Origin of the sequence: Salinimicrobium marinum (genome assembly GCF_014651535.1) — a bacterium.
In the GTDB taxonomy this organism is placed as follows: domain Bacteria; phylum Bacteroidota; class Bacteroidia; order Flavobacteriales; family Flavobacteriaceae; genus Salinimicrobium; species Salinimicrobium marinum.
On the sequence record NZ_BMXB01000001.1, the window covers coordinates 69,689 to 90,394 of the forward strand.

The following is a 20,706-nucleotide window of genomic DNA, read 5'->3' on the forward strand; positions in this document are numbered from 1 at the left end:
CTAATTGTATTTTACTTTTCTTAAGATCCTGCTGCTGTCCTTGTATAATTGATAAACAGCGTCACTGTAATTTTTTAAAAGTGGTTTTGCTTCTTCAAGCTTTTCGATTGCATCCTGAAACCCGTTAAAATAGCAAATAAGATAAGTAGAAGGTAAATTGTGCAGGTCTTTCTCTTCGTGAGGTGACAGCTGCACATTTTTCTTCAGCTTTCCTATCAATGCATTATTGGTATTGTAAATATGATACAGAATTTTCCTGTCAAACTGCGGCGGCTCGAAAAGAAGTTTGCTCTGCATATCATAAGTGGCATTGTCGCGGAAAAAAATACTTACTTCTTCCAGGGGATAATACCTGAAATGATCATTAAGCCCAAGATGTACATATTCAATGATCCTGAAATAATCATTTGTAATTTCTATGCTCACCTCGTCCAATTCTGAATAAAAAAGTTTTACCTGCTCGTTGATCAAAGCAATATCCACTCTTGAATAATATGTGTTTTCTCCAGATTTTATTTTCTTGCCAGACCAGCATACTACAAAATATTCTTTGAACACTTTATAAGTAGGATGAATGTCTTCATGTTTGCTGAAGAAATCAAAAACTCCATCCAGTGTTAGTTCTATGTTGTTCTGGGAATGGGCTTCAATAGCAGCTACCACTTCCTTATTTTTATTTTGAATGTCTTTTAGAACGGGAGCCGGCATACTTATACTTCCTTCTCTGAAGAAAACTGTACCGGCTGTATATTTCCAGATATTCTTTTTAAGGACACAAACTTTCTCGCCATTTGGCTGAATGCTTACCAGTCCCACCACCAGATCATCGGGTAAATGTGGAAAAGGAATGTTTTCGTAAGAAACCCGTGGCGGATTTTCAAGGTAGGCGTTGATCAAATTCTGGATTTTACTGTCGTCAAAAAAATCCACTCCGGTAATTGCGTTATCTTCATCTTCCACGCCAATGACGATGTAGGAATTGTTGTGAGGATTGGAATTGGACAAAGCGCAAACGTGTTTTAAAAACTTTGCTTTTCCTTCTTTTTCAGCAAAATTTACCTGGCGTTTTTTATCGTAAAAGCTGTTTTCGCTATTGTGAGCGAGCAGGTTTTTAATTAAAAGACGCTTGTTGATCATGGTTTAGTTGTATTCCTTTGGATTTGTTAATAACAACTATTCCTTGTTTACAATGGTGGAATTTGCCTGTGCGGTTGGTAACACCAGCAGGTCTGCAATGTTTACATGATAAGGACGCGTTACCACAAATCGGATAATATCTGCAATATCCTCGGGCTTTAAAGGATCAAAGCCTTCATAAACAGATTTTGCTCTTTCTTTATCGCCCTTAAAACGAACCTCACTAAATTCTGTTTCCACCAGCCCCGGATTAACGGCACCAACTCTTATTCCCTGTTGATTCAAATCAATGCGCATCCCTTTATTGATGGCATCCACCGCATGTTTGCTGGCACTGTAAACATTTCCGTTAGGATAAACTTCCTTTCCGGCAATAGAACCAATGTTGATGATATGCCCCTGCTTTCTCTCTGCCATTTGAGGAATCACAGCTTTGCTCACATAGAGCAAGCCTTTTATATTTATGTCGATCATTGCCTCCCAGTCGTCTATATTTCCCGATTGGATGGGGTCAAGGCCATGGGCATTTCCGGCATTGTTTACCAGGATATCAATTTTGCTGAAATTTTCGGGAAGTTCCTCAATGGCTTCAAAAACTTCCTTCTTGTTTCGAACATCAAAAGATAAAATATGAACCTTTACTTTCTTCTCCAGTTCAGTTTGTAATTTTTCCAGGGTTTCTTTTCTTCTTCCGCAGATGATTAGGTTGATTCCTTCTTCAGAAAAAGCTATGGCTGTTGCTTTTCCAATTCCGCTGGTAGCACCTGTAATTAATGCTGTTTTGTTCATTGATAATTGTTTTGTGGTTGCACAGCTATATGCCCCATTGCGTTTCCGTGCCTTTCAAAAATACAAATCCCTCTGCTTTTTAAGGGCTCATTTCTTTAAAAAGAGAAACCCCTCGACATTTATTTCTCAGGATAAAAGCAGATTGATCTTTTGCCAGTCTACAGTTGTTAACTGTACCTCTTTCGCTGCAGTTAGCATAGAAAGCTCCTCTTCTTCCGCAGAAGAAATCTCTAAATGCAGGTGCATGGAATGCTGCAGGAGCCATGCCGGCAATAATTGGAAATTGCCTAAATTATATTTTGCAGCAATTTCTTTCAGAACACTGCTTTCACTTGTCTCCTGTGCTGCTTTCTCAAGATCAAAGTAGATTATTTGGATAATTTCTTCTGAAGTGGAGGAAATTGACTGTAAGCTGCGTTTCCCTGCTTCGGAAAACAGGTCCAGCTGAAGCTGATTTGCCAGGATTGGAGCAGTTTCCCTGAAAGATTGTAACTCCTGCTCCTGAAAATTGGAGCCTCCTATTTCTTTGATTTTGGCCTGTGAAATCAGTTTTTCCATATCATCTTTCAACCTCTCTGGCTGAGTGGGCATTTCCAGCAACAACAGGTCCAGGTAATCAGTTTTAAGATCGAGAAGTAATTCATCAACTCCCGATACCAGGTCTTTTGCTCCTTCAGAAGTCCTGAATTTTCCTATCAGCTGAATTTGATCCCTGCTGAGTCCGCTTTCACTAAGTGCTGTTCCAAAAGTGCGGTCAACATGATTTCCGAAATAATCGGTACAGTTGAAAGAGGTGATACTGTGCTCCACGCAGTCGTGCAGCAAATTTATAATTTTACCTTTTCTGAAGTTAGTATGGTTTGACCCCCAACCGGCTACATTCTGAATGATCCTGGAGTATGAATTTCTTTTCCTCATATTTTAAAAGTAAGAAACATAACTCTCAGGACAGAGGAGGTTGTTGTTAAAGCATGGTTAATGATAGTTAAGTAAAGTTAATTTTTAATCGTCCCCATATAATAAGAGGTTTTCCGCCGTTATCAGGCCTAAACTTAAAAGAATCGACAATTATGAAAAAGTACAAATTTGTTTTAATGACATTATTATTCTCTGTAGGACTCGTAAGCTGTAGCGATGATGACTCTAACGGAACAACTGAAGATACCGCCAGGATTTCTGTTGAATTGACAGATGCCCCGGGAGACTATGAAGAAGTCTGGGTTGAGGTTGAGGATGTGATGATCAAAAGAGAAGCAAATGAAAATGAAGAAGAAGGTTGGGTAAGCCTGGAAAATGTAAGGACAGGTACCTATGACCTTTTAACATTAACCGGAGGGGAAACGCAGCTTTTGGCCGACACAGAAATTCCTGCTGGTTACCTTAGTCAAATGCGCTTGGTTCTTGGTGACAATAACACTATTGTAGTGAATGGTGTTTCTCAGACATTGAATACCCCAAGTGCACAAACTGCAGGTTTGAAACTTCAGGTAGATCAGGAACTGGAAGCGGATATTGAATATAAGTTTATCCTTGATTTCGATGTGGATAAATCTGTGGTAAAGGCCGGGGAATCTGGAAATTTTAATCTTCACCCTGTACTAAGACTTTCTGCAGTAGCCGAAACCGGAAGTATCTTTGGATCTGTACACCCTACAGATGTTCAGGCACTTGTTGTTGCTGAAAATGCAGATACTTCAGTTTCTGCATATACCGATGACGAAGGAAATTTTAAACTGAACGGTTTACCTGCAGGAACTTATAAGGTGACTGTTACTCCAGATACAGAATCTGCTTACTTATTCAAAGTAGTGAATAATGTAAAAGTAGAGGTTGGTGACGTAACAGAATTGGAAGACACTATCTACTTACCGGAAGTGGAATAATTTTTTAAACATATTTTTGATGAAAAGCAGCGGAAAAATCTTCGCTGCTTTTTGTTTTAACGAAAATTTAACTTTTCTTGGCTGAATATTTGCTGAATTTGTGCAGTTAGCTTTTATGTAGCTATCTTCACCATCTAATTTTATTATAAAATGCAGGAAAATACTACGGTTGATATCGCGGGTATCAATGAAAAAATAGAAAGAGAAAGCGCCTTTGTAGACGTTCTTAGCAACGAAATGAAAAAGGTGATTGTAGGGCAGAAGCATATGGTTGAACGTCTTTTGATTGGTTTACTTGGTCAGGGGCATATATTACTGGAAGGTGTTCCGGGGCTTGCAAAAACCCTCGCGATCAATACACTGTCCAGGGCAGTTCAGGGAAGTTTCAGCCGTATACAATTCACGCCCGATCTACTTCCTGCAGATGTGGTAGGTACGCTCATTTTTAACATGAAGGAAAATGATTTCAGCATTAAAAAAGGGCCTATTTTTGCCAATTTTGTCCTTGCAGATGAGATCAACCGTGCACCGGCAAAAGTACAATCTGCCTTGCTGGAAGCCATGCAGGAAAAGCAGGTAACAATTGGGGATGAAACCTTTATACTTGACAGGCCATTTTTAGTAATGGCGACCCAAAATCCTGTAGAGCAGGAAGGAACTTATCCATTGCCGGAAGCCCAGGTAGACCGTTTTATGCTAAAGACGGTGATCGATTATCCGCAAATGGCAGAAGAGCAGTTAATTGTTCGTGCTAATCTAAAAGGTGTTTATGAGCAGGTAAATCCTGTAGTAAGCCTGGAGCAAATAAGCAGGGCGCAATTAGCGGTGCGGGAAGTTTATATGGATGAAAAAATTGAAAAATACATCCTCGACATAGTATTTGCTACCCGTTTTCCTGAAAAATATAATCTTTCGGATTTAAAACCACTTATAAGTTTTGGAGCTTCTCCAAGAGGAAGTATCAATCTTGCCACAGCGGCAAAATGCTATGCCTTCATTAAACGCCGCGGATATGTGATCCCCGAAGACGTGCGGGCAATAGTACAGGATGTGCTAAGACACAGGGTGGGAATTACCTATGAAGCCGAAGCAGAAAATGTAACTTCAGAAGATATAATTACCAAAATTGTAAACGAGATAGAGGTGCCATAAAAACCTTCCTGAAAAAGGAAAAGATGGTTTTTAATTTAAAGTTGCACTAAAGTTTCCGCCACAGCGGAAATGACCAGAGAATCCCTATGGATACCAAAGAATTACTCAAAAAAGTCAGGAAAATAGAAATTAAGACCCGCCGCCTCAGCGATCATATTTTTGGCGGGGAGTATCACTCTACCTTTAAAGGAAGGGGAATGACTTTTAGCGAGGTGCGTCAATACCAGTTTGGAGATGACGTAAGGAATATCGACTGGAATGTCACCGCGCGGTATAATGAACCTTATGTAAAGGTTTTTGAAGAAGAGCGGGAGTTGACGATGATGCTGGTGGTGGATATTTCGGGATCGGGATTATTTGGTACCCGTAACAGCTTTAAAAAAGATATTATTACAGAAATTGCTGCCACGCTGGCTTTTTCAGCTACTCAAAACAACGACAAGATTGGATTGATCCTGTTTACAGATGGAATTGAACTTTATATTCCGCCCAAGAAAGGGCGCAGTCACGTGCTAAGGATCATCAGGGAATTACTGGAATTTGAACCTAAAAGTCAGAAAACAGATATTTCTCAGGCACTTAAATTTCTATCCCAGGTGATGAAGAAAAAAGCCATCGTGTTCCTGTTGTCAGATTTTATAGCAGAAGATTATCAGCGTACCCTTAAAATTACCAGTGGCAGGCACGACCTCACGGGAATTAGGATCTACGATGCCCGGGAAGAGGAAATTCCGAACCTTGGTATCGTGCAGATGCAGGATGAAGAAACCAATAAGAAAATATGGGTGGATACTTCTTCAGGAGCGGTTAGAAAAAATTACAGCAAGTATTACAGGGATCGGGTAGACTATTTTCAGGAGAGCTTCAGGAAAAGTGGTGCCGGAAATATTAGCACAAGAGTGGACGAAAGCTATGTGAAAAAGTTGCTGGGATATTTTAAAGCCCGGGCTTGATCTAACTAAATGTATAATAAATATAATGCTAAACCTATAATGAAAAGTTTGTGTGTGTCGATAGAGAATCAGGATTCCGGGGAAAGCAGGGTCTATGTGACTTCTGTACTTGTCTCTTTGTTCTTTATGCTCTTTTCATTTACAATAGCGGCTCAGCAAGTAAATTCGTCTGTTGATACCACTAGTATTCTTATTGGGGAACAGATCACTTATAGTATTGCTGTTGAGGCAGGAGAAAATGATTTAGTGGTTTTTCCCGAGGGACAGACGTTCTCCCCGCTTGAAATGATCGAATCTTATGCCGTTGATACCAGCCGGGTTGAGGACCGCCTAAGGTTATTAAAAGAATATGCACTTACACAGTTTGACTCGGGATCTTATGTAATTCCGCAGCAACGGGTGCAGATCAATGACCGTGCTTTTACAACAGATTCTCTTAGGGTTGAGGTGCGGGATGTAGTGGTTGATACTACCAAACAAAAAATGTATCCTATTAAACCTTCAGTAGAAGTTACTTCAGGTTTTTCTGTGCCTGCATGGGCGTGGTGGCTGTTAGGGTTTCTGGTTCTTGCATTGCTGGTTTATCTATTCTTCAGAAGAAAAAAGAAGAAAGAGGCGGCAGCTAATAAATTACCTCCCTATGAGCAGGCCATTTATCAGTTAAAACAACTGGATGATTCCCATTTGCTGGAGCAACGTGAAATAAAGGAATATTATTCCCAGCTTTCTTCTGCCGTTCGTAGATATTTGGATGAAGAGGTGTATGATCGTGCGCTGGAAAGCACGACGGGTGAACTTATTCTTTACCTGGAAAATGAAAGAAAATCCGGGAAATTGAAGATCAATGATACTACCATTGAAAAACTGAAAAAAATCCTTCAACGTGCCGACCTTGCCAAATTTGCGAATTCCAAGCCCGATGTAATTACAGCAAAAGAAGATCGCAGCGATGTGGAACTGGTAATCAATGATACCAAAGCTTCCATTCCTGAACCTACCGAAGAAGAATTGCTTCGCGACCAGGAATACAGAGAGAAAAAAGCTAAAAAACAAAGACTGAAAAAGATCCTTATCGGGGTTGTTGTGTTCTTCTTCTTGTTTTTTGGAATTGCAACATACCTCATCACTACCAAAGGATTCGATTACGTTAAGGATACGTATTTAGGGCATCCTACCAAAGAATTGCTGGAGGGGGAATGGATACGCAGTGAATATGGGACTCCGCCTGTAGCTATTACAACCCCTAAAGTCCTGAAACGCGGAGAACTGAAAGTGGCGGAAGAAGCCAAAGCGGTGATGACAGGAAGTGAAACTTTCCAGTATGGAAGTTTATTGGGGAATTATTTTGTGTCTGTAACCACTGTTCCGCTTGGGCCACAAACGCAAATAGATCTTGAAAAAGCAGTAGAAGGTATCTACGGGTATCTGGAAGCTCAGGGAGCCAGGAATATTTTAATGAAGCAGGAAGATTTTACTACGGTAAATGGTGCTGAGGGTATAAAGATCTTCGGAACCCTGGATATGGAAAATCCCGTCAACGGAAAATTCCTCACCAACGAATACGCAATTCTGAATTTTGCTGAAAATAACGGATTTCAACAAATTACCGTAATATTTAATGAAGACGATACTTATGCCGATGAGCTTACACAGCGTATCCTCAATTCTGTTGAACTTCAAAACCCCGGAAATTAATGTTTGAAAATTTCACATTTGAAGATCCGCAATTTTTCTGGCTTTTGTTGCTGTTACCTTTGGCCATTGCCTGGTATGTATGGAAACGAAACCAACAAACTGCCGAACTGAAAATTTCCAGCACAAAAGGATTTAAGGCCGGAAGCGGGATCATGGTAAAGCTGCGTCCCGTGTTGTACGTGCTAAGACTGGCAGTTTTGGCTTTGGTCATCACTGCGATGGCAAGGCCACGCACAGTAGATGTTTCAACCAGAACCAGCTCTACCAGCGGAATTGATATTGTAATGGCTGTAGATGTGTCTGCCAGTATGCTGGCGAGAGATTTTAGCCCTAACCGGCTGGAGGCCACAAAAGAAGTGGCGGCAGAATTTATCGAAGGACGTCCTACAGACAGGATTGGACTGGTTATCTATGCGGGAGAAAGTTTTACCCAAACCCCGGTGACCAGTGATAAATCTATCGTTTTGAATTCCCTTAAAAGTATTGAATACAATGATATCCTGGAAAATGGTACTGCCATAGGAATGGGACTGGCAACTGCCGTAAATCGTTTAAAGGATAGTGAGGCCGAAAGCAAAGTCATCATTTTGCTGACAGACGGGGTTAACAATTCCGGATTTATAGATCCAAAAATTGCCAGTGAACTTGCGGCGGAGTTTGAGATTAAAGTATACACGATAGGAGTTGGAAGCAATGGAACGGCTTTATCTCCCGTGGCGATTCTGCCCAACGGTAACTTCCAGTATGGGAACCAACGTGTAGAAATAGATGAAGAATTATTGAAGCAAATTGCCGATGTCACTGGGGGGCGTTACTTCAGGGCTACAGACAATGAGAAGCTGGAAGAGATTTATGAAGAGATCGATGCACTGGAAAAAACAGAGATAGAAGAATTCAGGTTTTACAATTACGAAGAAAAATTCCGCCCGCTAGTTTTACTGGCAGGCCTTTTGTTACTGGTGGAAATACTGTTGAGGTTTACCCTTTTCAGAAGTTTTGTGTAGTGACAATAGTTAAGTTTATTCAGAAATTAGAAATGAGATTTTAGATGTACCTGCTGGAAGAAAAAATATATTTTTGGTTACTCCTCGCCATTCCGGTGTTGGTGTTGCTGTATGCACTGGTGTTTTTCTGGCAAAAACGCACACAACGAAGATTTGCAGATAAAGAGCTTTTTAAGAAGCTGAGCCCCAATAGATCCACTTTTAAATCAATGCTAAAAGTGGTCGTTTTGTCACTCGCGATCGCTTCATTTGTGCTGGCATTGGTCAATCCTAAAATTGGCACAAAATTGGAGACTATAAAACGCGAAGGTGTTGACGTGGTTTTTGCGGTAGATGTTTCGAAAAGTATGCTGGCAGAAGATATTGCTCCCAACAGGCTGGAGAAATCAAAGCAGCTGGTGACGCAAATCATCAATAATCTTGCAAGTGATCGGGTGGGAATTATCGCCTATGCTGGGAGTGCTTTTCCGCAGTTGCCTATCACGACAGATTATTCTACTGCAAAACTGTTTCTGCAGGCGATGAATACCGATATGGTCTCCTCGCAGGGAACGGCCATAAATGAAGCTATAGAACTCGCAAAAACCTATTACAATGATGAAGACCAGACAAACAGAGTTCTCTTTATCATAAGTGACGGGGAAGATCACCAGGGGGAAGTCAGCCAGATTGCAGAAGAAGCTGCCAGTGAAGGAATAATGATATACACCATTGGAGTGGGTACGGCAAAGGGAGGCCCTATCCCAGAAAAGAGGAACGGGGTTATACAGAGTTATAAAAAAGACAATAACGGAGAGACGGTTATTACCCGTCTCAACGAGGAAACATTACGAGAAATAGCTTCTGAAGCGAATGGAGCATATATTGATGGGCGTGTTACCGATGAGGTGATCGAAGAGGTTACTGAAGTTCTCCAGAATATGGATAAAAAAGAATTTGAAGCCAAACAGGTAGCCGATTTTGAACCGCAATTTCAGTGGTTTCTTGGATTAGGATTGTTTTTCCTTTTGTTCGATATCCTTTTGCTGGAAAGACGCACGTCCTGGTTGAAAAAATTGAATTTGTTTAACGAAGACCGTTAACCTGAAGATGAAGATGAAAAATAATAAATTTATTCCCGGTTCTTTTCTTCTGAAAATGATGTTCGTACTGGCTTTTTTCGGAGTCCAGGTGCAGTCTTTTGCACAGGAAGATTCAGAAAAGACTGCGCGCGAAGCAAGGAAATACATGAAAGAAGCAGAAGAAGCTCTTTCTGAAAATGATTTTGCTTCCGCTGAAGCTTTTTACAGGCAGGCGATCGCTAAAGATCCCTCCAATGCTGCTGCAAGGTATAACCTGGGCAATTTGTATTATAACAAGGAGATCAACCAGGAATCTGCTCAGCGTCATTCCCAAGCAGCAGAAGTAACTCCAGAAAAACCTGTAAAACATAACTCTTTTCACAACCAGGGAAATGCTTTTATGAAGCAGAAGAAATACAGTGAAGCGGTAGAAGCCTATAAAAACGCTTTACGTAATAACCCTAAAGATCATGAAACCCGTTATAATTTAGCTTTAGCAAAGAAGATGCTGGAGGAGGAAAAGCAGAATGGAGAGGGAGAAGATGAGCAAAATCAGGATGAGAATCAGGAGGAGCAGGATCAAAATCAGGATAAAGACCAGCAGGGAGACGAAGGAGAGAAGGAACAGAATGAAGACGGCGAGCCACAGGATAGTGAAGAAGGTGGCGATGAGGAAAATAAAGATCAGCAGGAAGGTGATGATAAGGAAGCGGAAGAAGGAGAACCTAAAGACCCTCAAAATGAAGAAAATCAGGAGCAAAAAGGGGATAAGCCACAAGAGCAACAGCAGCAACCAAGACCCGGCCAGCTTTCTCCGCAACAGGTGAAAAATCTGCTGGATGCTATGGGTAATGAGGAGAAAAAGGTTCAGGATAAAATAAATGCTGAAAAAGCAAAAGGAGCAAAAACAAAATCTGAAAAAGACTGGTAAAAGCTAATAAGGAACCCAAAATAGGGAGCAAGAATAATGAAGGTAAAGTATTTATTTATAGCGCTTTTTTTCACAATTTCAAACATGACTTTTGCTCAGGTAAAGTTTGAAGCGAAAGCCAGTAAGACAAAGTTGGGGGTAAATGAACGCCTGCGGGTTGATTTTGAAATGAACCAGGACGGTGATAATTTCAGTCCGCCTGCATTTAATAATTTTACAGTGGTTGGAGGGCCAAATCAATCGGTTAGCAACAGCTGGATAAACGGAAAAAGAAGTTATTCCAAAACCTACAGCTATTTTCTGGCACCTACAAAAAGAGGAAATTTCACTATTGGGCAGGCAGAAATCACGATTGAAGGAAAAACCTATAAAACCGTCCCTATTGACGTAGAAGTTACCGCGGCTGTCGACCAGCCGACAGATGGGAATAATGCAGAGGTTATTGCAGATGAAAAACTGCACCTCGTCGCCGAAATTTCGAATACAAACCCTTACCTCAATGAACCCATAACTGTTGTTTATAAACTGTATGTGGGGCAGCAAACCGGGGTGAGCAACTGGAGACAGATAGATAATCCAAAATTCAGTGATTTCTGGAATCAGGAGATTCAAATAGGGCGAATGCAACCCAGGGAGGAGCAGTTTCGGGGAGAGCCTTATCGTTATGTAGAGCTTAAAAAAGTCGTTTTATATCCGCAGAAGACGGGAGAACTCAATATTGAACCTCTCACCTTATCTGTTGCAGTAGATGTACCTACCCAGCGCAGAGATATTTTTGGAGGAAGGATTTATACCACCATCGATAAAACGGTGGCTGCCGGAAACAGGACGATTAACGTTAAACCTTTGCCTGCCGAAGGAAGGCCTGCAAACTTCACCGGAGCGGTGGGTAAAAACCTGAATTTTAAGGTGACTGCTGATAAAACTGCGCTGGCTGCAACCGAATCGCTGGAGGCAAAAGTTCACGTGAGCGGGAACGGAAACCTGAAATTATTTGATCTTCCGTCTCTTAATGTGCCTTCCAGTATGGAAATTTATGAGCCTGAATATGCCGAAAATGTTCAGACGAACCTCAATGGAATGCAGGGCAGCATTTCCAATACCTACACTTTAGTACCTCAGCAAAAAGGTAAATACCCTATTCCAGAAATGTCATTTTCTTATTTTGATCTTAACAGTGAGACCTACAGGACGCTTACTTCCGAAGAAATCTTGATCGATGTGGAAAGTGGGCCTGCAGTAAGTTCTTATACCGCCCCGACCGGCGGTTCCGGTAAACAGCAGGTTGCTGCTGCGGGCAATCAATTTAGATATATCAAACTAAATGCTTCTTTGCGGCCTGTTGGTGAAGATCCTTTCCTTGGTTCGCCATTGTTCTGGACCTTATTTCTTTCTCCGCTGTTGTTAATTCCACTGGCATTTTTCTTGGGAAAAAGACGCGAGGAAATGGCCAATGACGTGCGTGGAAACCGAATTCGCAAAGCCGACAGACTGGCGAAAAAATACCTTTCAGAAGCTAAAAGAAATCTCGGAAAAGAAGAAGAATTCTATGTTTCCTTGGAAAAAGCCTTGCATAATTATTTGAGGGCGAAACTCCATATCCAAACCACCGAAATGAGCAAGGAACGTATAAATGCCTTGCTTCAGGAAAAAGGAGCAGATCCTTCTACCGCAGGTGAGTTCAATGGTCTTCTTACCAGTTGTGAATTTGCAAGGTATACCCCGAGCTCAAATGTGACCATGAAGCAGGATTACGAGAAAGCAGTAACGATAATTTCAGAAATAGATAAACAGCTGTAATTATGAAAAAGATCCTTTATTTGTTGTTATTTTTTAGTTCAGGATTGTTTGCGCAAAGTTCTGCTCTTTTTGAAGAAGCGAACGCTGCTTATGCCGATGGGAATTATGAAGAGGCTGTTGAGAAATACAATCAGATCCTTGAGAACGATGAAACCGCGGTTGCAGTTCATTATAACCTGGGCAATACTCATTACAAATTAAACCATATTGCCCCCAGCATCTATCATTATGAAAAGGCCCTGCAAATGGCTCCTGAAGATGAAGATGTGCAGAACAACATCATTTTTGCACGGAACATGGCTTTAGATGCTATTGAAGAAACCCCGGAAACAGAGATTTCCGGCTGGATGAGATCAGGCCTTTCCGCTTTTAGTATCAGTGGTTGGGGCTGGACAGGGATCGCCTTCATGCTGCTATTTGTAATGTTTTTCCTGATTTATTATTTTAGCTCCAGGACTTTACTGAAGCGCATCTTCTTTATTGCGGCTATGGTTTGTGTGGTATTTGCAGTAGGATCCATCTTCATGGGGTACTCCAGCAAGAACCTTCAGGAAAGTCAGGATTTTGCGATTATTTTTTCTGAAGAGGTAGAAGTAAGAAATGAACCTAATACCAGAAGTTCAGAAGTCTTTATTCTTCATGAAGGTACAAAAGTGGAAGTTTTGGAAGATTTTCAGGAGTGGTCAAAAATAGAACTTGCCAACGGAAATCAGGGTTGGATGCTACAGGAAACCTTTAAACGCTTATAAAAATTAATAATTAGTTAACCTAATTGGCTGCCTTCAAGTTTTTTTCTTTTTGATTAAATTCTTATTTTTGCAATTGTGAAGAAACTAGCTTATATACTGACTTTGGTGTTTATGTCCTTTGTGGCCGGACCCACAGTTGTAGCATGCATCGATGAGGATGTAGATGTTTCTTTCGCATTTACTGCAAATGAAGAAGAAAATTCTTCCAAAAACTTGATGTCTCTTGAATATAAATTAGAAGAGAATCATTCCAATCATGCAAGTATTCTTTTCCTGAAGCAACAATTGGAAAATCAATTTTCCTACAGAGTAGGTTACCATCAGGTCTTTCTTGATGTGCTTTCTCCCCCGCCCAAAAACGTATAAATAAATTCTCAAGGGATAATTCCGCTTTATTGTGACCAGGCATACCAGCAGGTATAAGCTTTCGCTCACTTTTGTGAATTAAAATGAACCTCTCCGGTTCCCGATATCCCGTTTTTTCAGTTTTCATTTTTATTAAATCTGACAGATAAGATCAATTTCTGTCACAATAATGTATTTATATGTTCAAACATTTTAAAAAAGATTTTCCGGCCAGTATCGTGGTGTTTTTTGTTGCAATTCCATTATGTCTTGGAATAGCATTAGCGAGTGGTGCGCCTCTTTTTTCAGGATTAATCGCCGGTATGGTGGGAGGAATTGTTGTAGGATCCATTTCGGGATCTTCTCTAGGGGTAAGTGGACCCGCAGCCGGACTGGCAGTCATTGTATTGGGGGCCATTCAAACGCTTGGAAGCTTTGAAAGCTTTTTACTGGCTGTTGTAATTGCAGGAGCAATGCAAATTATACTCGGAGTCCTTAAAGCCGGAGTTATCGGATATTATTTTCCATCTTCAGTCATCAAAGGAATGCTGGCTGGGATTGGGATCACAATTATAATTCAGCAGATTCCTAATATCTTTGGAGTTAACGGAGAAGCTCTGGATAATCCCGGAGGCGGAATTTTTGCAGCTATGGGAAATTATGTAAATGTAATTTCTTGGGGCGCTGTTTTGATCACCCTTATCTCCCTTGCGATTCTACTACTGTGGGAAAAAATTCTGGTGCATAAACACCAGATCTTTAAGGTTGTTCCGGGACCACTAGTTGCGGTTGCCGTGGGTATTGTATACTATATTACCGTATCTGGCGAAGCTTTTGGAATTCCATCAGAACATCTTGTTCAAGTTCCGGTTCCAGAAAGTGCAGCAGATTTCTTTGGTCAGTTTACAGGGCCTGCTTTCGGTGAGATTATGAATCCGGAAATATGGATTGTTGCAATTACCATTGCTATTGTTGCAAGTTTGGAAACACTTTTAAGTGTGGAAGCAATTGATAAGATTGATCCAAAGAAAAGAGTAACTCCTACCAACCGTGAGCTGTTCGCTCAGGGTACCGGTAACATGATTTCAGGATTGATAGGTGGTTTGCCAATTACCCAGGTAATTGTTCGTAGTTCGGCAAATACCCAATCGGGTGGACAAACCAAACTTTCAACAATAATGCACGGATTCCTGATCCTTATCTCCATTATTGCTATTCCTACCTTATTAAACCTCATTCCGCTGGCCGTTTTGGCTGCCGTACTGTTACTGGTAGGTTACAAATTAGCCAAGCCTGCTTTGTTTAAAACCATGTTTAAATTAGGAAAATCGCAATTTCTGCCATTCATAATAACTATCTTAGGGGTGGTTTTTACAGATCTTCTTATGGGAATTGGAATGGGACTGGTAGTAGGTATTGGAGTGATTCTTATTAACAGCTATAAAAACTCACACTTTTTGCATAAGGAAGGTTATGAAGTAAATGATGGTCACTACAAGATCACCCTTGCAGAAGAAGTGAGCTTTTTAAATAAAGCAGCTATATTAAGAGAGCTGGATAGCTTCCCTAAAGGAGCGTATGTAGTGATAGATGTAAGGCAAACAAAGGTGTTGGATTATGATATTCTTGAGATCCTGGATGAATTTGCAATCAAGGCAAAAGACAGGAATATAAATATTAAATTGATTTCTGCTAAAGGAGAAATCGAAAACCCGGAAAGCTACCGCAGGTATTTTGGACTTGATGTAGCAGTTTAAAAAAAGAAATTTTAATAATTAAAAATAAATAAGTATGAGTGAATTATATGATCAGTTAATTGAGAATAACAAAAAGTGGGTTGAGAATAAACTGGAATTAGACCCCGATTTTTTTGCCAGGCTTGCAGAAGGACAACAGCCTCCTCTTTTATGGATAGGTTGTGCCGATAGCAGGGTTCCTGCCAATGAAATTATTGGGGCACAACCGGGAGAAGTATTTGTTCACCGTAACATTGCCAATATGGTGGTGCACAGTGATATGAATATGTTAAGTGTGCTGGACTATGCAGTAAATGTGCTTAAAATTAAGCATATTATTGTTTGCGGTCACTATGGTTGTGGTGGTGTAAAGGCAGCGATGGGCAACCAGACTATTGGATTAATAGATAACTGGATTCGACATATAAAAGATGTGTACAGGCTAAACAAGAAAGAACTTGACGGTATTGCAAATGAAGATGAAAAATTTGATCGTTTTGTCGAAATAAATGTAAAAGAGCAGGTATTTGATCTTGCTAAAACTTCCATTGTTCAAAACGCATGGCATAACGACCAGGAATTATATCTTCATGGCTGGGTATACGGAGTAGGATCGGGAATTGTAAAGGATCTCGGGGTAAACGTAAGCAGTGAGAAACAACTGGATGAAGTGTATCAATTGAACTTCTAGAAGAATATCTCTTCAAATAACTAAAGGGGGATTTTTTGTGGCTACTCTTCTTCGGAAGAAGTCTCGAAAAGTTCCCCTTCTTTAATTTCCGAAATAATGGTAGGAAGGAACATAGGTGCCAGTTTCTCTACCGGAGGATAAAGAACAGCACCTTCTTTTGTTTCCTCTTCCATCCGGAATGCTTCACTTTGATTAAGGAACATAAAAAATACACTGGCCAGAAATGCCGTTTTCAACATTCCGAAAAGGGCGCCTAAAAGTCGGTTGACAAGGCCAAGAGCTAAAATGCCTGCCATTTTCGTCAGTACTTTTCCAATGATAGAAATGATGATGACTACAATGGTAAAGGTGAGGGCAAAGGCCAGGATCGTTAGGTATTTTTCTTCCCAGGTGATAAACAGCTGAAGGAAGGCAAACATACGGTCAGAAAAATGAATGGCTGCATAAATTCCAAGGATCAAGGCCACCAGTCCCGCCAGTTCAATAAAAAATCCTTTAAAAAATCCGCGTACACATCCCAGAAGGAGGAAAATACTCAGTACAATGTCTATTACATTCATCGATTCAAATATAGTAAAATCCCGAACTTAGTATTTATCTTTGTGGCATGGCAAGAGATGAACAATTAAAAATACGGTGGGAGCAGGTTCAGGATAAATTATCGGGACAATTTGCCGATGGGGAAAAGCTGGAGCTGGATGCAATCATTTACCTGATTGGGGTTCAGGAATTAGGACAGCCACACAGAAAATACAAAAAAGACCACAAGCTGGATCTTATGCATATTGCTATTTGCAGGCTGCTTGAACCCTATGGTTACTATGAATTTGATTATTTTGATGATGATGGCTGGCCGCATTATAAAATGCTGGAGGCATTGCCTCAGTTAAAAGCAGGGGAGCAGACCGTGTTAATGAAAGAGGCGATTGTACAATATTTTCTTGAAAAGGAGTATATACAGTAAATGTCGTCTACTTTTGAAAAGATCTTATATCTGGCTACAGATGGAGGCCCTGTTTATAAAGAAACAGATCTAACAAGGTTTCCTGTAGAACCTTTTAACACCTTTAGTAACCTGGTGTTTCTAATGATCATTCTGTTTTTTGCGTACAAGGTTTACAGGGAAACCCGAAAACACTATTTTCTGGCATTATGTATTCCGGTGCTTTTCCTTGGGTTTATTGGAGGCACCATCTATCATGCTACGCGAAGCAGTGCGGTTTGGCTATACCTGGATTGGGTGCCGATCATATTACTGTGTATGGCAGCTTCTATTTATTTTGTTTTTAAACTGGATAAGTCCCTTTTATATAAAATTGGAGTTATTGCACTTATTGTTGCAATTTCAATTGGGGTGCGAAGATTACCGGTGCCTGGTTTATCTAAAGACACCATAGGATATTTGGCCACTGCAGTGGCACTTTTATTGCCAATGGCCTGGTATGTGATCTCTACCCGGGGCAGGTACGCTGGTTACATTCTTGCTGCCCTGGGAAGCTTTACACTGGCTATAATCTTCAGGGTTTCCGACAGGTTTGTGAACACAGCAATTCTTTACATGGGAACTCACTGGCTGTGGCATTTGTTTGGAGGCATTTCTGTGTTCTTTTTGATGGCTTATATCTACAAAGATGCCAATGCGGGAGGCAGGCCGTTGACCGTTCAATAAATGCCTTTTAGGATTCTGATTTAAAACCACTTTATTTTTTTAAATTTGCGCTTCCTAAAGAAAGGAATTATGGTAGATAAGATCAAGGAACACATTTCTGAAATAGAAGCTTTTCAGGCAAGGAATATGGAAGAAATTGAAAGTTTCCGAATAAAGTATTTAGGCAAAAAGGGCATTTTAAACCAGTATTTTGCTGAGTTTAAAAATGTGTCAAATGATCAGAAAAAGGATTTTGGTCAAGCGGTAAACACCCTTAAAAACGCTGCTCAGGACAAAGTAACTGCCCTTAAGGAGCAACTGGAGAGCACTCAGGAAGAAAAAGGGATCTATGGAGACCTTTCCCGGCCGGGAGAGCCTGTTGAAATAGGAGCAAGGCATCCAATATCTATCGTGAAAAATCAGATTATTGAGATATTTTCCAATATTGGGTTTAATGTTTCTGAAGGACCCGAAATAGAAGATGACTGGCATAATTTCACTGCATTGAACCTTCCCGAGTATCACCCGGCAAGGGATATGCAGGATACTTTTTTCATCCAGACAAACCCCGATGTACTTTTAAGAACACACACCTCCTCTGTACAGGTGCGTTACATGGAAGAAAACAAGCCGCCAATTAGAACTATTTCCCCCGGAAGAGTTTTTAGAAATGAGGCTATTTCTGCCCGTTCTCATTGTATTTTCCACCAGGTGGAAGGTTTATATATTGATAAAACCGTATCATTTGCCGATTTAAAGCAAACTTTGTTGTATTTTACTAAGCAATTATTCGGAAAGTCAAAGATTAGATTGCGGCCTTCTTATTTTCCTTTTACCGAGCCCAGCGCCGAAGTAGATATCTACTGGGGGCTGGAAACGGAAACAGATTACAGGATCACAAAAGGAACCGGTTGGCTGGAAATCATGGGTTGCGGGATGGTAGATCCAAACGTGTTACAAAATTGTAACATTGACCCTGCGGAATATTCGGGCTTTGCTTTTGGAATGGGAATAGAACGTATCGCGATGTTGCTTTATCAAATAGGTGATATCAGGATGTTCTATGAGAATGATTTACGGTTTTTAGAACAATTTAAATCCTCAATATGAAAACAATAGGTTTGATCATCTTCGGTATTATAGCTTTTGCAATTATTATCGTTTTAGTAGCTGTTGAAATAGTTGAATTTACCATAGGCCTTATTTTATTTGTTATTGCAGCACTTATTCTTTGGGGGCTCTATAAGTGGGCGAAAAATAAGATTAGTGATTAGTGAAGAAGGATATTGATATACCTGAAGTCAAAGATGTTTTTATGGCGGTTGTACGGGAGGAAAACAAAGAGTTTCGTTCCCTTGACTGGAATGCCTATGTCATCAATGACCGCAGTACTCCCATTGATACGGTATTAATCGTAACCCGGGGCTATGATGAAAAAGATGCTACGGCAACTATGCGGCACACTATTAAAGAACTGCCACCGCAATCTTTTGCAAAAGTAGAATTCCTGCAGGAGGAGGTCCTGAAACTTATCAATGAATTCTCAGTTTCCTTTTTTGCTGAAGGAAAATTGTTTCACAAAAAGTTTAATTTCAGAAAGAACAGTATCAATGAAAATGCGTTACGGGAGCTTCCGGTGATGCAACAGAAAGGTGTTCTTGCAGAATAGTCAGAAATTCCTTTTTTTAAAAGCTCTTTCCGTAAACGGATTCATTCAGAGATAGCTAATTTAAGTTTTTTCAAAACAGAGTAAAATTTGTCCAGCTGATTTTATTTCAGCTGGAAAATTTTTTTTTGAGTTCTTTTTCAGCATCAAAGATTTTTATCCCCCCATTTTCAGGCTTTAAACGGATTTAATCTAGTTTATCTGAAAGTTTCTGAAACACTTTTTTCGGATCTTTTCCCTCGTAAAGTATGGCGTAAACTGCATTAATAATGGGAGTTTTAGCTCCTTTTTCCCTATTGATCTTATAAGCACTTTCGGTGGCATAATATCCTTCGGCTACCATACTCATCTCCATTTGTGCACTTTTTACCGTGTAACCTTTTCCAATCATATTTCCAAACATCCTGTTCCGGCTGAAAATGGAATATCCTGTAACCAACAAATCTCCCAGGTAGGCAGAATCATTGATGTTCCGTTTCATTTTGTGCACTTTTTTGATGAACTTCTTCATTTCCCGAATGGCATTGCTCATCAATACACTCTGGAAATTATCCCCGTAACCCAGTCCGTGGGCGATTCCTGCAGCTATGGCATAAATATTCTTAAGCATGGCCGCATATTCAGTCCCGAATATATCATCACTGGTTTTACAGTTTATATAGTCGCTGCTTAAGTACATTGCCAGCATTTTCGCCTTTTCTTCATCTGCACAGGCAATGGTAAGGTAAGAGAGACGTTCCAGCGCTACTTCTTCGGCATGGCAGGGACCTGTAATCACTCCTATGTTTTCATATGGAATATCATAGGTTACGTGGAAATGTTCCCCTACAATTAAACTCGTTTCCGGAACTATTCCCTTGATGGCAGAGAAAATTATTTTACCATCAAAGGATGCGGTCACTTTTTCCAGTTCCCGCTTTAAAAAAGCAGAAGGAACCGCAAAGATGAGGTAATCTGCTTCTTCAATTACCTTATTAATGTCGTTGCTTAATTTTAATTGATTGACATCAAACTCCACAGAACTCAGATAATTGGGATTGTGTTCCTGCTTTTTTATATGCTCCAGTGCGTAGACGCTTCGCATGTACCAGCTAACTTCATCAACGTTTTCGCACAGCATTTTAACAATTGCAGTTGCCCAGCTTCCGCCGCCTATTACGGCAAATTTCGGTGATTTCTCCATAAAGATGTTTTCTCTGCTCAAAAATAGGTAAAATTCTATGCTTTATACCGGTTGAAGACACCTACATAAGAATTATTAAAAAAGCTTACCCTTATTTTTTGAAACTTTAACATATTTAAAAATATAAAAAATACGAAACTCATAATATATCACGTTATAAAATAGAGAAAATGAACTTTTCCCGAAAGAAAGTGATCATTTTTTTTGGTTGGTTATTAGTTAGTTATGTTGCCTTCAGGAAGTTAATTCCTGAAGGCAATTTTTTTTATACAATTGGTAAATA

The 20,706-nt window shown here is 40.2% G+C and carries 22 protein-coding genes; 17 read left to right on the plus strand and 5 right to left on the minus strand.

Annotated elements, in window-relative coordinates:
- The 3 genes from IE056_RS00315 to IE056_RS00325 all read right to left on the minus strand — a co-directional run bounded on the left by IE056_RS00315 (window position 1) and on the right by IE056_RS00325 (window position 2,844).
- Window positions 1–1,137 carry an ATP-binding protein gene (locus IE056_RS00315; RefSeq protein WP_189602630.1) on the minus strand — a complete coding sequence of 379 codons (1,137 nt, stop codon included), beginning with the start codon at window positions 1,135–1,137 and terminating at the stop codon, window positions 1–3.
- Between the two features lie 36 nt (window positions 1,138–1,173).
- A complete protein-coding gene (locus IE056_RS00320; RefSeq protein ID WP_189602631.1) occupies window positions 1,174–1,926 on the minus strand; it encodes an SDR family NAD(P)-dependent oxidoreductase in 753 nt (250 codons plus the stop codon).
- A 126-nt stretch (window positions 1,927–2,052) separates the two neighbouring features.
- On the minus strand, window positions 2,053–2,844 hold the full coding sequence (locus IE056_RS00325; protein ID WP_189602632.1) for an aldo/keto reductase: 792 nt from the start codon (window positions 2,842–2,844) through the stop codon (window positions 2,053–2,055).
- 152 nt (window positions 2,845–2,996) lie between these two features.
- Here IE056_RS00325 and IE056_RS00330 point away from each other — a divergent pair, with 152 nt between their 5' ends.
- The 12 genes from IE056_RS00330 to can all read left to right on the plus strand — a co-directional run bounded on the left by IE056_RS00330 (window position 2,997) and on the right by can (window position 15,926).
- The gene (locus tag IE056_RS00330) at window positions 2,997–3,809 is read left to right on the plus strand and encodes a DUF4382 domain-containing protein (RefSeq protein ID WP_189602633.1); all 813 of its coding nucleotides are present in this window, start codon (window positions 2,997–2,999) and stop codon (window positions 3,807–3,809) included.
- A 150-nt stretch (window positions 3,810–3,959) separates the two neighbouring features.
- Window positions 3,960–4,961, plus strand: coding sequence for an AAA family ATPase (locus IE056_RS00335; RefSeq protein ID WP_189602634.1), 1,002 nt, complete (start codon window positions 3,960–3,962; stop codon window positions 4,959–4,961).
- 86 nt (window positions 4,962–5,047) lie between these two features.
- The gene (locus tag IE056_RS00340; RefSeq protein ID WP_189602635.1) at window positions 5,048–5,914 is read left to right on the plus strand and encodes a DUF58 domain-containing protein; all 867 of its coding nucleotides are present in this window, start codon (window positions 5,048–5,050) and stop codon (window positions 5,912–5,914) included.
- Window positions 5,915–5,968: 54 nt separating this feature from the next.
- The gene (locus tag IE056_RS00345; RefSeq protein ID WP_229793601.1) at window positions 5,969–7,609 is read left to right on the plus strand and encodes a DUF4381 family protein; all 1,641 of its coding nucleotides are present in this window, start codon (window positions 5,969–5,971) and stop codon (window positions 7,607–7,609) included.
- Window positions 7,609–8,613 carry a vWA domain-containing protein gene (locus tag IE056_RS00350; protein WP_189602636.1) on the plus strand — a complete coding sequence of 335 codons (1,005 nt, stop codon included), beginning with the start codon at window positions 7,609–7,611 and terminating at the stop codon, window positions 8,611–8,613. Before IE056_RS00345 ends, IE056_RS00350 begins: the two co-directional genes overlap by 1 nt.
- 44 nt (window positions 8,614–8,657) lie before the next feature.
- A complete protein-coding gene (locus IE056_RS00355) occupies window positions 8,658–9,695 on the plus strand; it encodes a vWA domain-containing protein (protein ID WP_189602637.1) in 1,038 nt (345 codons plus the stop codon).
- Between the two features lie 13 nt (window positions 9,696–9,708).
- Complete coding sequence (locus IE056_RS00360) at window positions 9,709–10,605, plus strand: tetratricopeptide repeat protein (protein WP_189602638.1); 897 nt, start codon at window positions 9,709–9,711, stop codon at window positions 10,603–10,605.
- Between the two features lie 36 nt (window positions 10,606–10,641).
- Window positions 10,642–12,405 carry a BatD family protein gene (locus tag IE056_RS00365; RefSeq protein WP_189602639.1) on the plus strand — a complete coding sequence of 588 codons (1,764 nt, stop codon included), beginning with the start codon at window positions 10,642–10,644 and terminating at the stop codon, window positions 12,403–12,405.
- A gap of 2 nt (window positions 12,406–12,407) precedes the next feature.
- On the plus strand, window positions 12,408–13,154 hold the full coding sequence (locus IE056_RS00370; RefSeq protein WP_189602640.1) for an SH3 domain-containing protein: 747 nt from the start codon (window positions 12,408–12,410) through the stop codon (window positions 13,152–13,154).
- Between the two features lie 75 nt (window positions 13,155–13,229).
- Window positions 13,230–13,520 carry a hypothetical protein gene (locus IE056_RS00375; protein WP_189602641.1) on the plus strand — a complete coding sequence of 97 codons (291 nt, stop codon included), beginning with the start codon at window positions 13,230–13,232 and terminating at the stop codon, window positions 13,518–13,520.
- 179 nt (window positions 13,521–13,699) lie between these two features.
- Window positions 13,700–15,256, plus strand: coding sequence for a SulP family inorganic anion transporter (locus IE056_RS00380; RefSeq protein ID WP_189602642.1), 1,557 nt, complete (start codon window positions 13,700–13,702; stop codon window positions 15,254–15,256).
- Between the two features lie 34 nt (window positions 15,257–15,290).
- The gene (can, locus tag IE056_RS00385) at window positions 15,291–15,926 is read left to right on the plus strand and encodes a carbonate dehydratase (RefSeq protein WP_189602643.1); all 636 of its coding nucleotides are present in this window, start codon (window positions 15,291–15,293) and stop codon (window positions 15,924–15,926) included.
- Between the two features lie 41 nt (window positions 15,927–15,967).
- Here the strand turns inward: can and IE056_RS00390 are convergent, their stop codons facing one another.
- A complete protein-coding gene (locus IE056_RS00390; RefSeq protein WP_189602644.1) occupies window positions 15,968–16,486 on the minus strand; it encodes a CvpA family protein in 519 nt (172 codons plus the stop codon).
- A gap of 47 nt (window positions 16,487–16,533) precedes the next feature.
- On the opposite strand from IE056_RS00390, the gene IE056_RS00395 reads away from it, so the two are divergent.
- The 5 genes from IE056_RS00395 to IE056_RS00415 all read left to right on the plus strand — a co-directional run bounded on the left by IE056_RS00395 (window position 16,534) and on the right by IE056_RS00415 (window position 19,243).
- Window positions 16,534–16,890, plus strand: coding sequence for a hypothetical protein (locus tag IE056_RS00395; RefSeq protein WP_189602645.1), 357 nt, complete (start codon window positions 16,534–16,536; stop codon window positions 16,888–16,890).
- Window positions 16,891–17,595, plus strand: coding sequence for a hypothetical protein (locus IE056_RS00400; RefSeq protein WP_189602646.1), 705 nt, complete (start codon window positions 16,891–16,893; stop codon window positions 17,593–17,595).
- A 69-nt stretch (window positions 17,596–17,664) separates the two neighbouring features.
- Window positions 17,665–18,684, plus strand: coding sequence for a phenylalanine--tRNA ligase subunit alpha (pheS, locus tag IE056_RS00405; RefSeq protein ID WP_189602647.1), 1,020 nt, complete (start codon window positions 17,665–17,667; stop codon window positions 18,682–18,684).
- Window positions 18,681–18,848, plus strand: coding sequence for a hypothetical protein (locus IE056_RS00410; RefSeq protein ID WP_189602648.1), 168 nt, complete (start codon window positions 18,681–18,683; stop codon window positions 18,846–18,848). The genes pheS and IE056_RS00410 overlap by 4 nt, the downstream gene beginning before the upstream one ends.
- Window positions 18,848–19,243 carry a hypothetical protein gene (locus IE056_RS00415; protein ID WP_189602649.1) on the plus strand — a complete coding sequence of 132 codons (396 nt, stop codon included), beginning with the start codon at window positions 18,848–18,850 and terminating at the stop codon, window positions 19,241–19,243. The genes IE056_RS00410 and IE056_RS00415 overlap by 1 nt, the downstream gene beginning before the upstream one ends.
- Before the next feature lie 184 nt (window positions 19,244–19,427).
- Here IE056_RS00415 and IE056_RS00420 read toward each other — a convergent pair whose 3' ends face one another.
- Window positions 19,428–20,423 (minus strand): NAD(P)H-dependent glycerol-3-phosphate dehydrogenase, encoded by a 996-nt coding sequence (locus tag IE056_RS00420; RefSeq protein ID WP_189602650.1) that lies wholly within the window; start codon window positions 20,421–20,423, stop codon window positions 19,428–19,430.
- Between the last annotated feature and the right edge of the window lie 283 nt (window positions 20,424–20,706).

Coding starts and splice junctions, on each gene's coding strand:
- IE056_RS00355 (WP_189602637.1), top strand. CDS start 8,658: ATGTACCTGCTGGAAGAAAAAATATATTTTTGGTTACTCCTCGCCATT.
- IE056_RS00380 (WP_189602642.1), top strand. CDS start 13,700: ATGTTCAAACATTTTAAAAAAGATTTTCCGGCCAGTATCGTGGTGTTT.
- IE056_RS00365 (WP_189602639.1), top strand. CDS start 10,642: ATGAAGGTAAAGTATTTATTTATAGCGCTTTTTTTCACAATTTCAAAC.
- IE056_RS00360 (WP_189602638.1), top strand. CDS start 9,709: ATGAAAAATAATAAATTTATTCCCGGTTCTTTTCTTCTGAAAATGATG.
- IE056_RS00335 (WP_189602634.1), top strand. CDS start 3,960: ATGCAGGAAAATACTACGGTTGATATCGCGGGTATCAATGAAAAAATA.
- IE056_RS00400 (WP_189602646.1), top strand. CDS start 16,891: ATGTCGTCTACTTTTGAAAAGATCTTATATCTGGCTACAGATGGAGGC.
- can (WP_189602643.1), top strand. CDS start 15,291: ATGAGTGAATTATATGATCAGTTAATTGAGAATAACAAAAAGTGGGTT.
- IE056_RS00350 (WP_189602636.1), top strand. CDS start 7,609: ATGTTTGAAAATTTCACATTTGAAGATCCGCAATTTTTCTGGCTTTTG.
- IE056_RS00320 (WP_189602631.1), bottom strand. CDS start 1,926: ATGAACAAAACAGCATTAATTACAGGTGCTACCAGCGGAATTGGAAAA.
- IE056_RS00370 (WP_189602640.1), top strand. CDS start 12,408: ATGAAAAAGATCCTTTATTTGTTGTTATTTTTTAGTTCAGGATTGTTT.
- IE056_RS00325 (WP_189602632.1), bottom strand. CDS start 2,844: ATGAGGAAAAGAAATTCATACTCCAGGATCATTCAGAATGTAGCCGGT.
- IE056_RS00420 (WP_189602650.1), bottom strand. CDS start 20,423: ATGGAGAAATCACCGAAATTTGCCGTAATAGGCGGCGGAAGCTGGGCA.
- IE056_RS00330 (WP_189602633.1), top strand. CDS start 2,997: ATGAAAAAGTACAAATTTGTTTTAATGACATTATTATTCTCTGTAGGA.
- IE056_RS00390 (WP_189602644.1), bottom strand. CDS start 16,486: ATGAATGTAATAGACATTGTACTGAGTATTTTCCTCCTTCTGGGATGT.
- pheS (WP_189602647.1), top strand. CDS start 17,665: ATGGTAGATAAGATCAAGGAACACATTTCTGAAATAGAAGCTTTTCAG.
- IE056_RS00315 (WP_189602630.1), bottom strand. CDS start 1,137: ATGATCAACAAGCGTCTTTTAATTAAAAACCTGCTCGCTCACAATAGC.
- IE056_RS00395 (WP_189602645.1), top strand. CDS start 16,534: ATGGCAAGAGATGAACAATTAAAAATACGGTGGGAGCAGGTTCAGGAT.
- IE056_RS00340 (WP_189602635.1), top strand. CDS start 5,048: ATGGATACCAAAGAATTACTCAAAAAAGTCAGGAAAATAGAAATTAAG.
- IE056_RS00410 (WP_189602648.1), top strand. CDS start 18,681: ATGAAAACAATAGGTTTGATCATCTTCGGTATTATAGCTTTTGCAATT.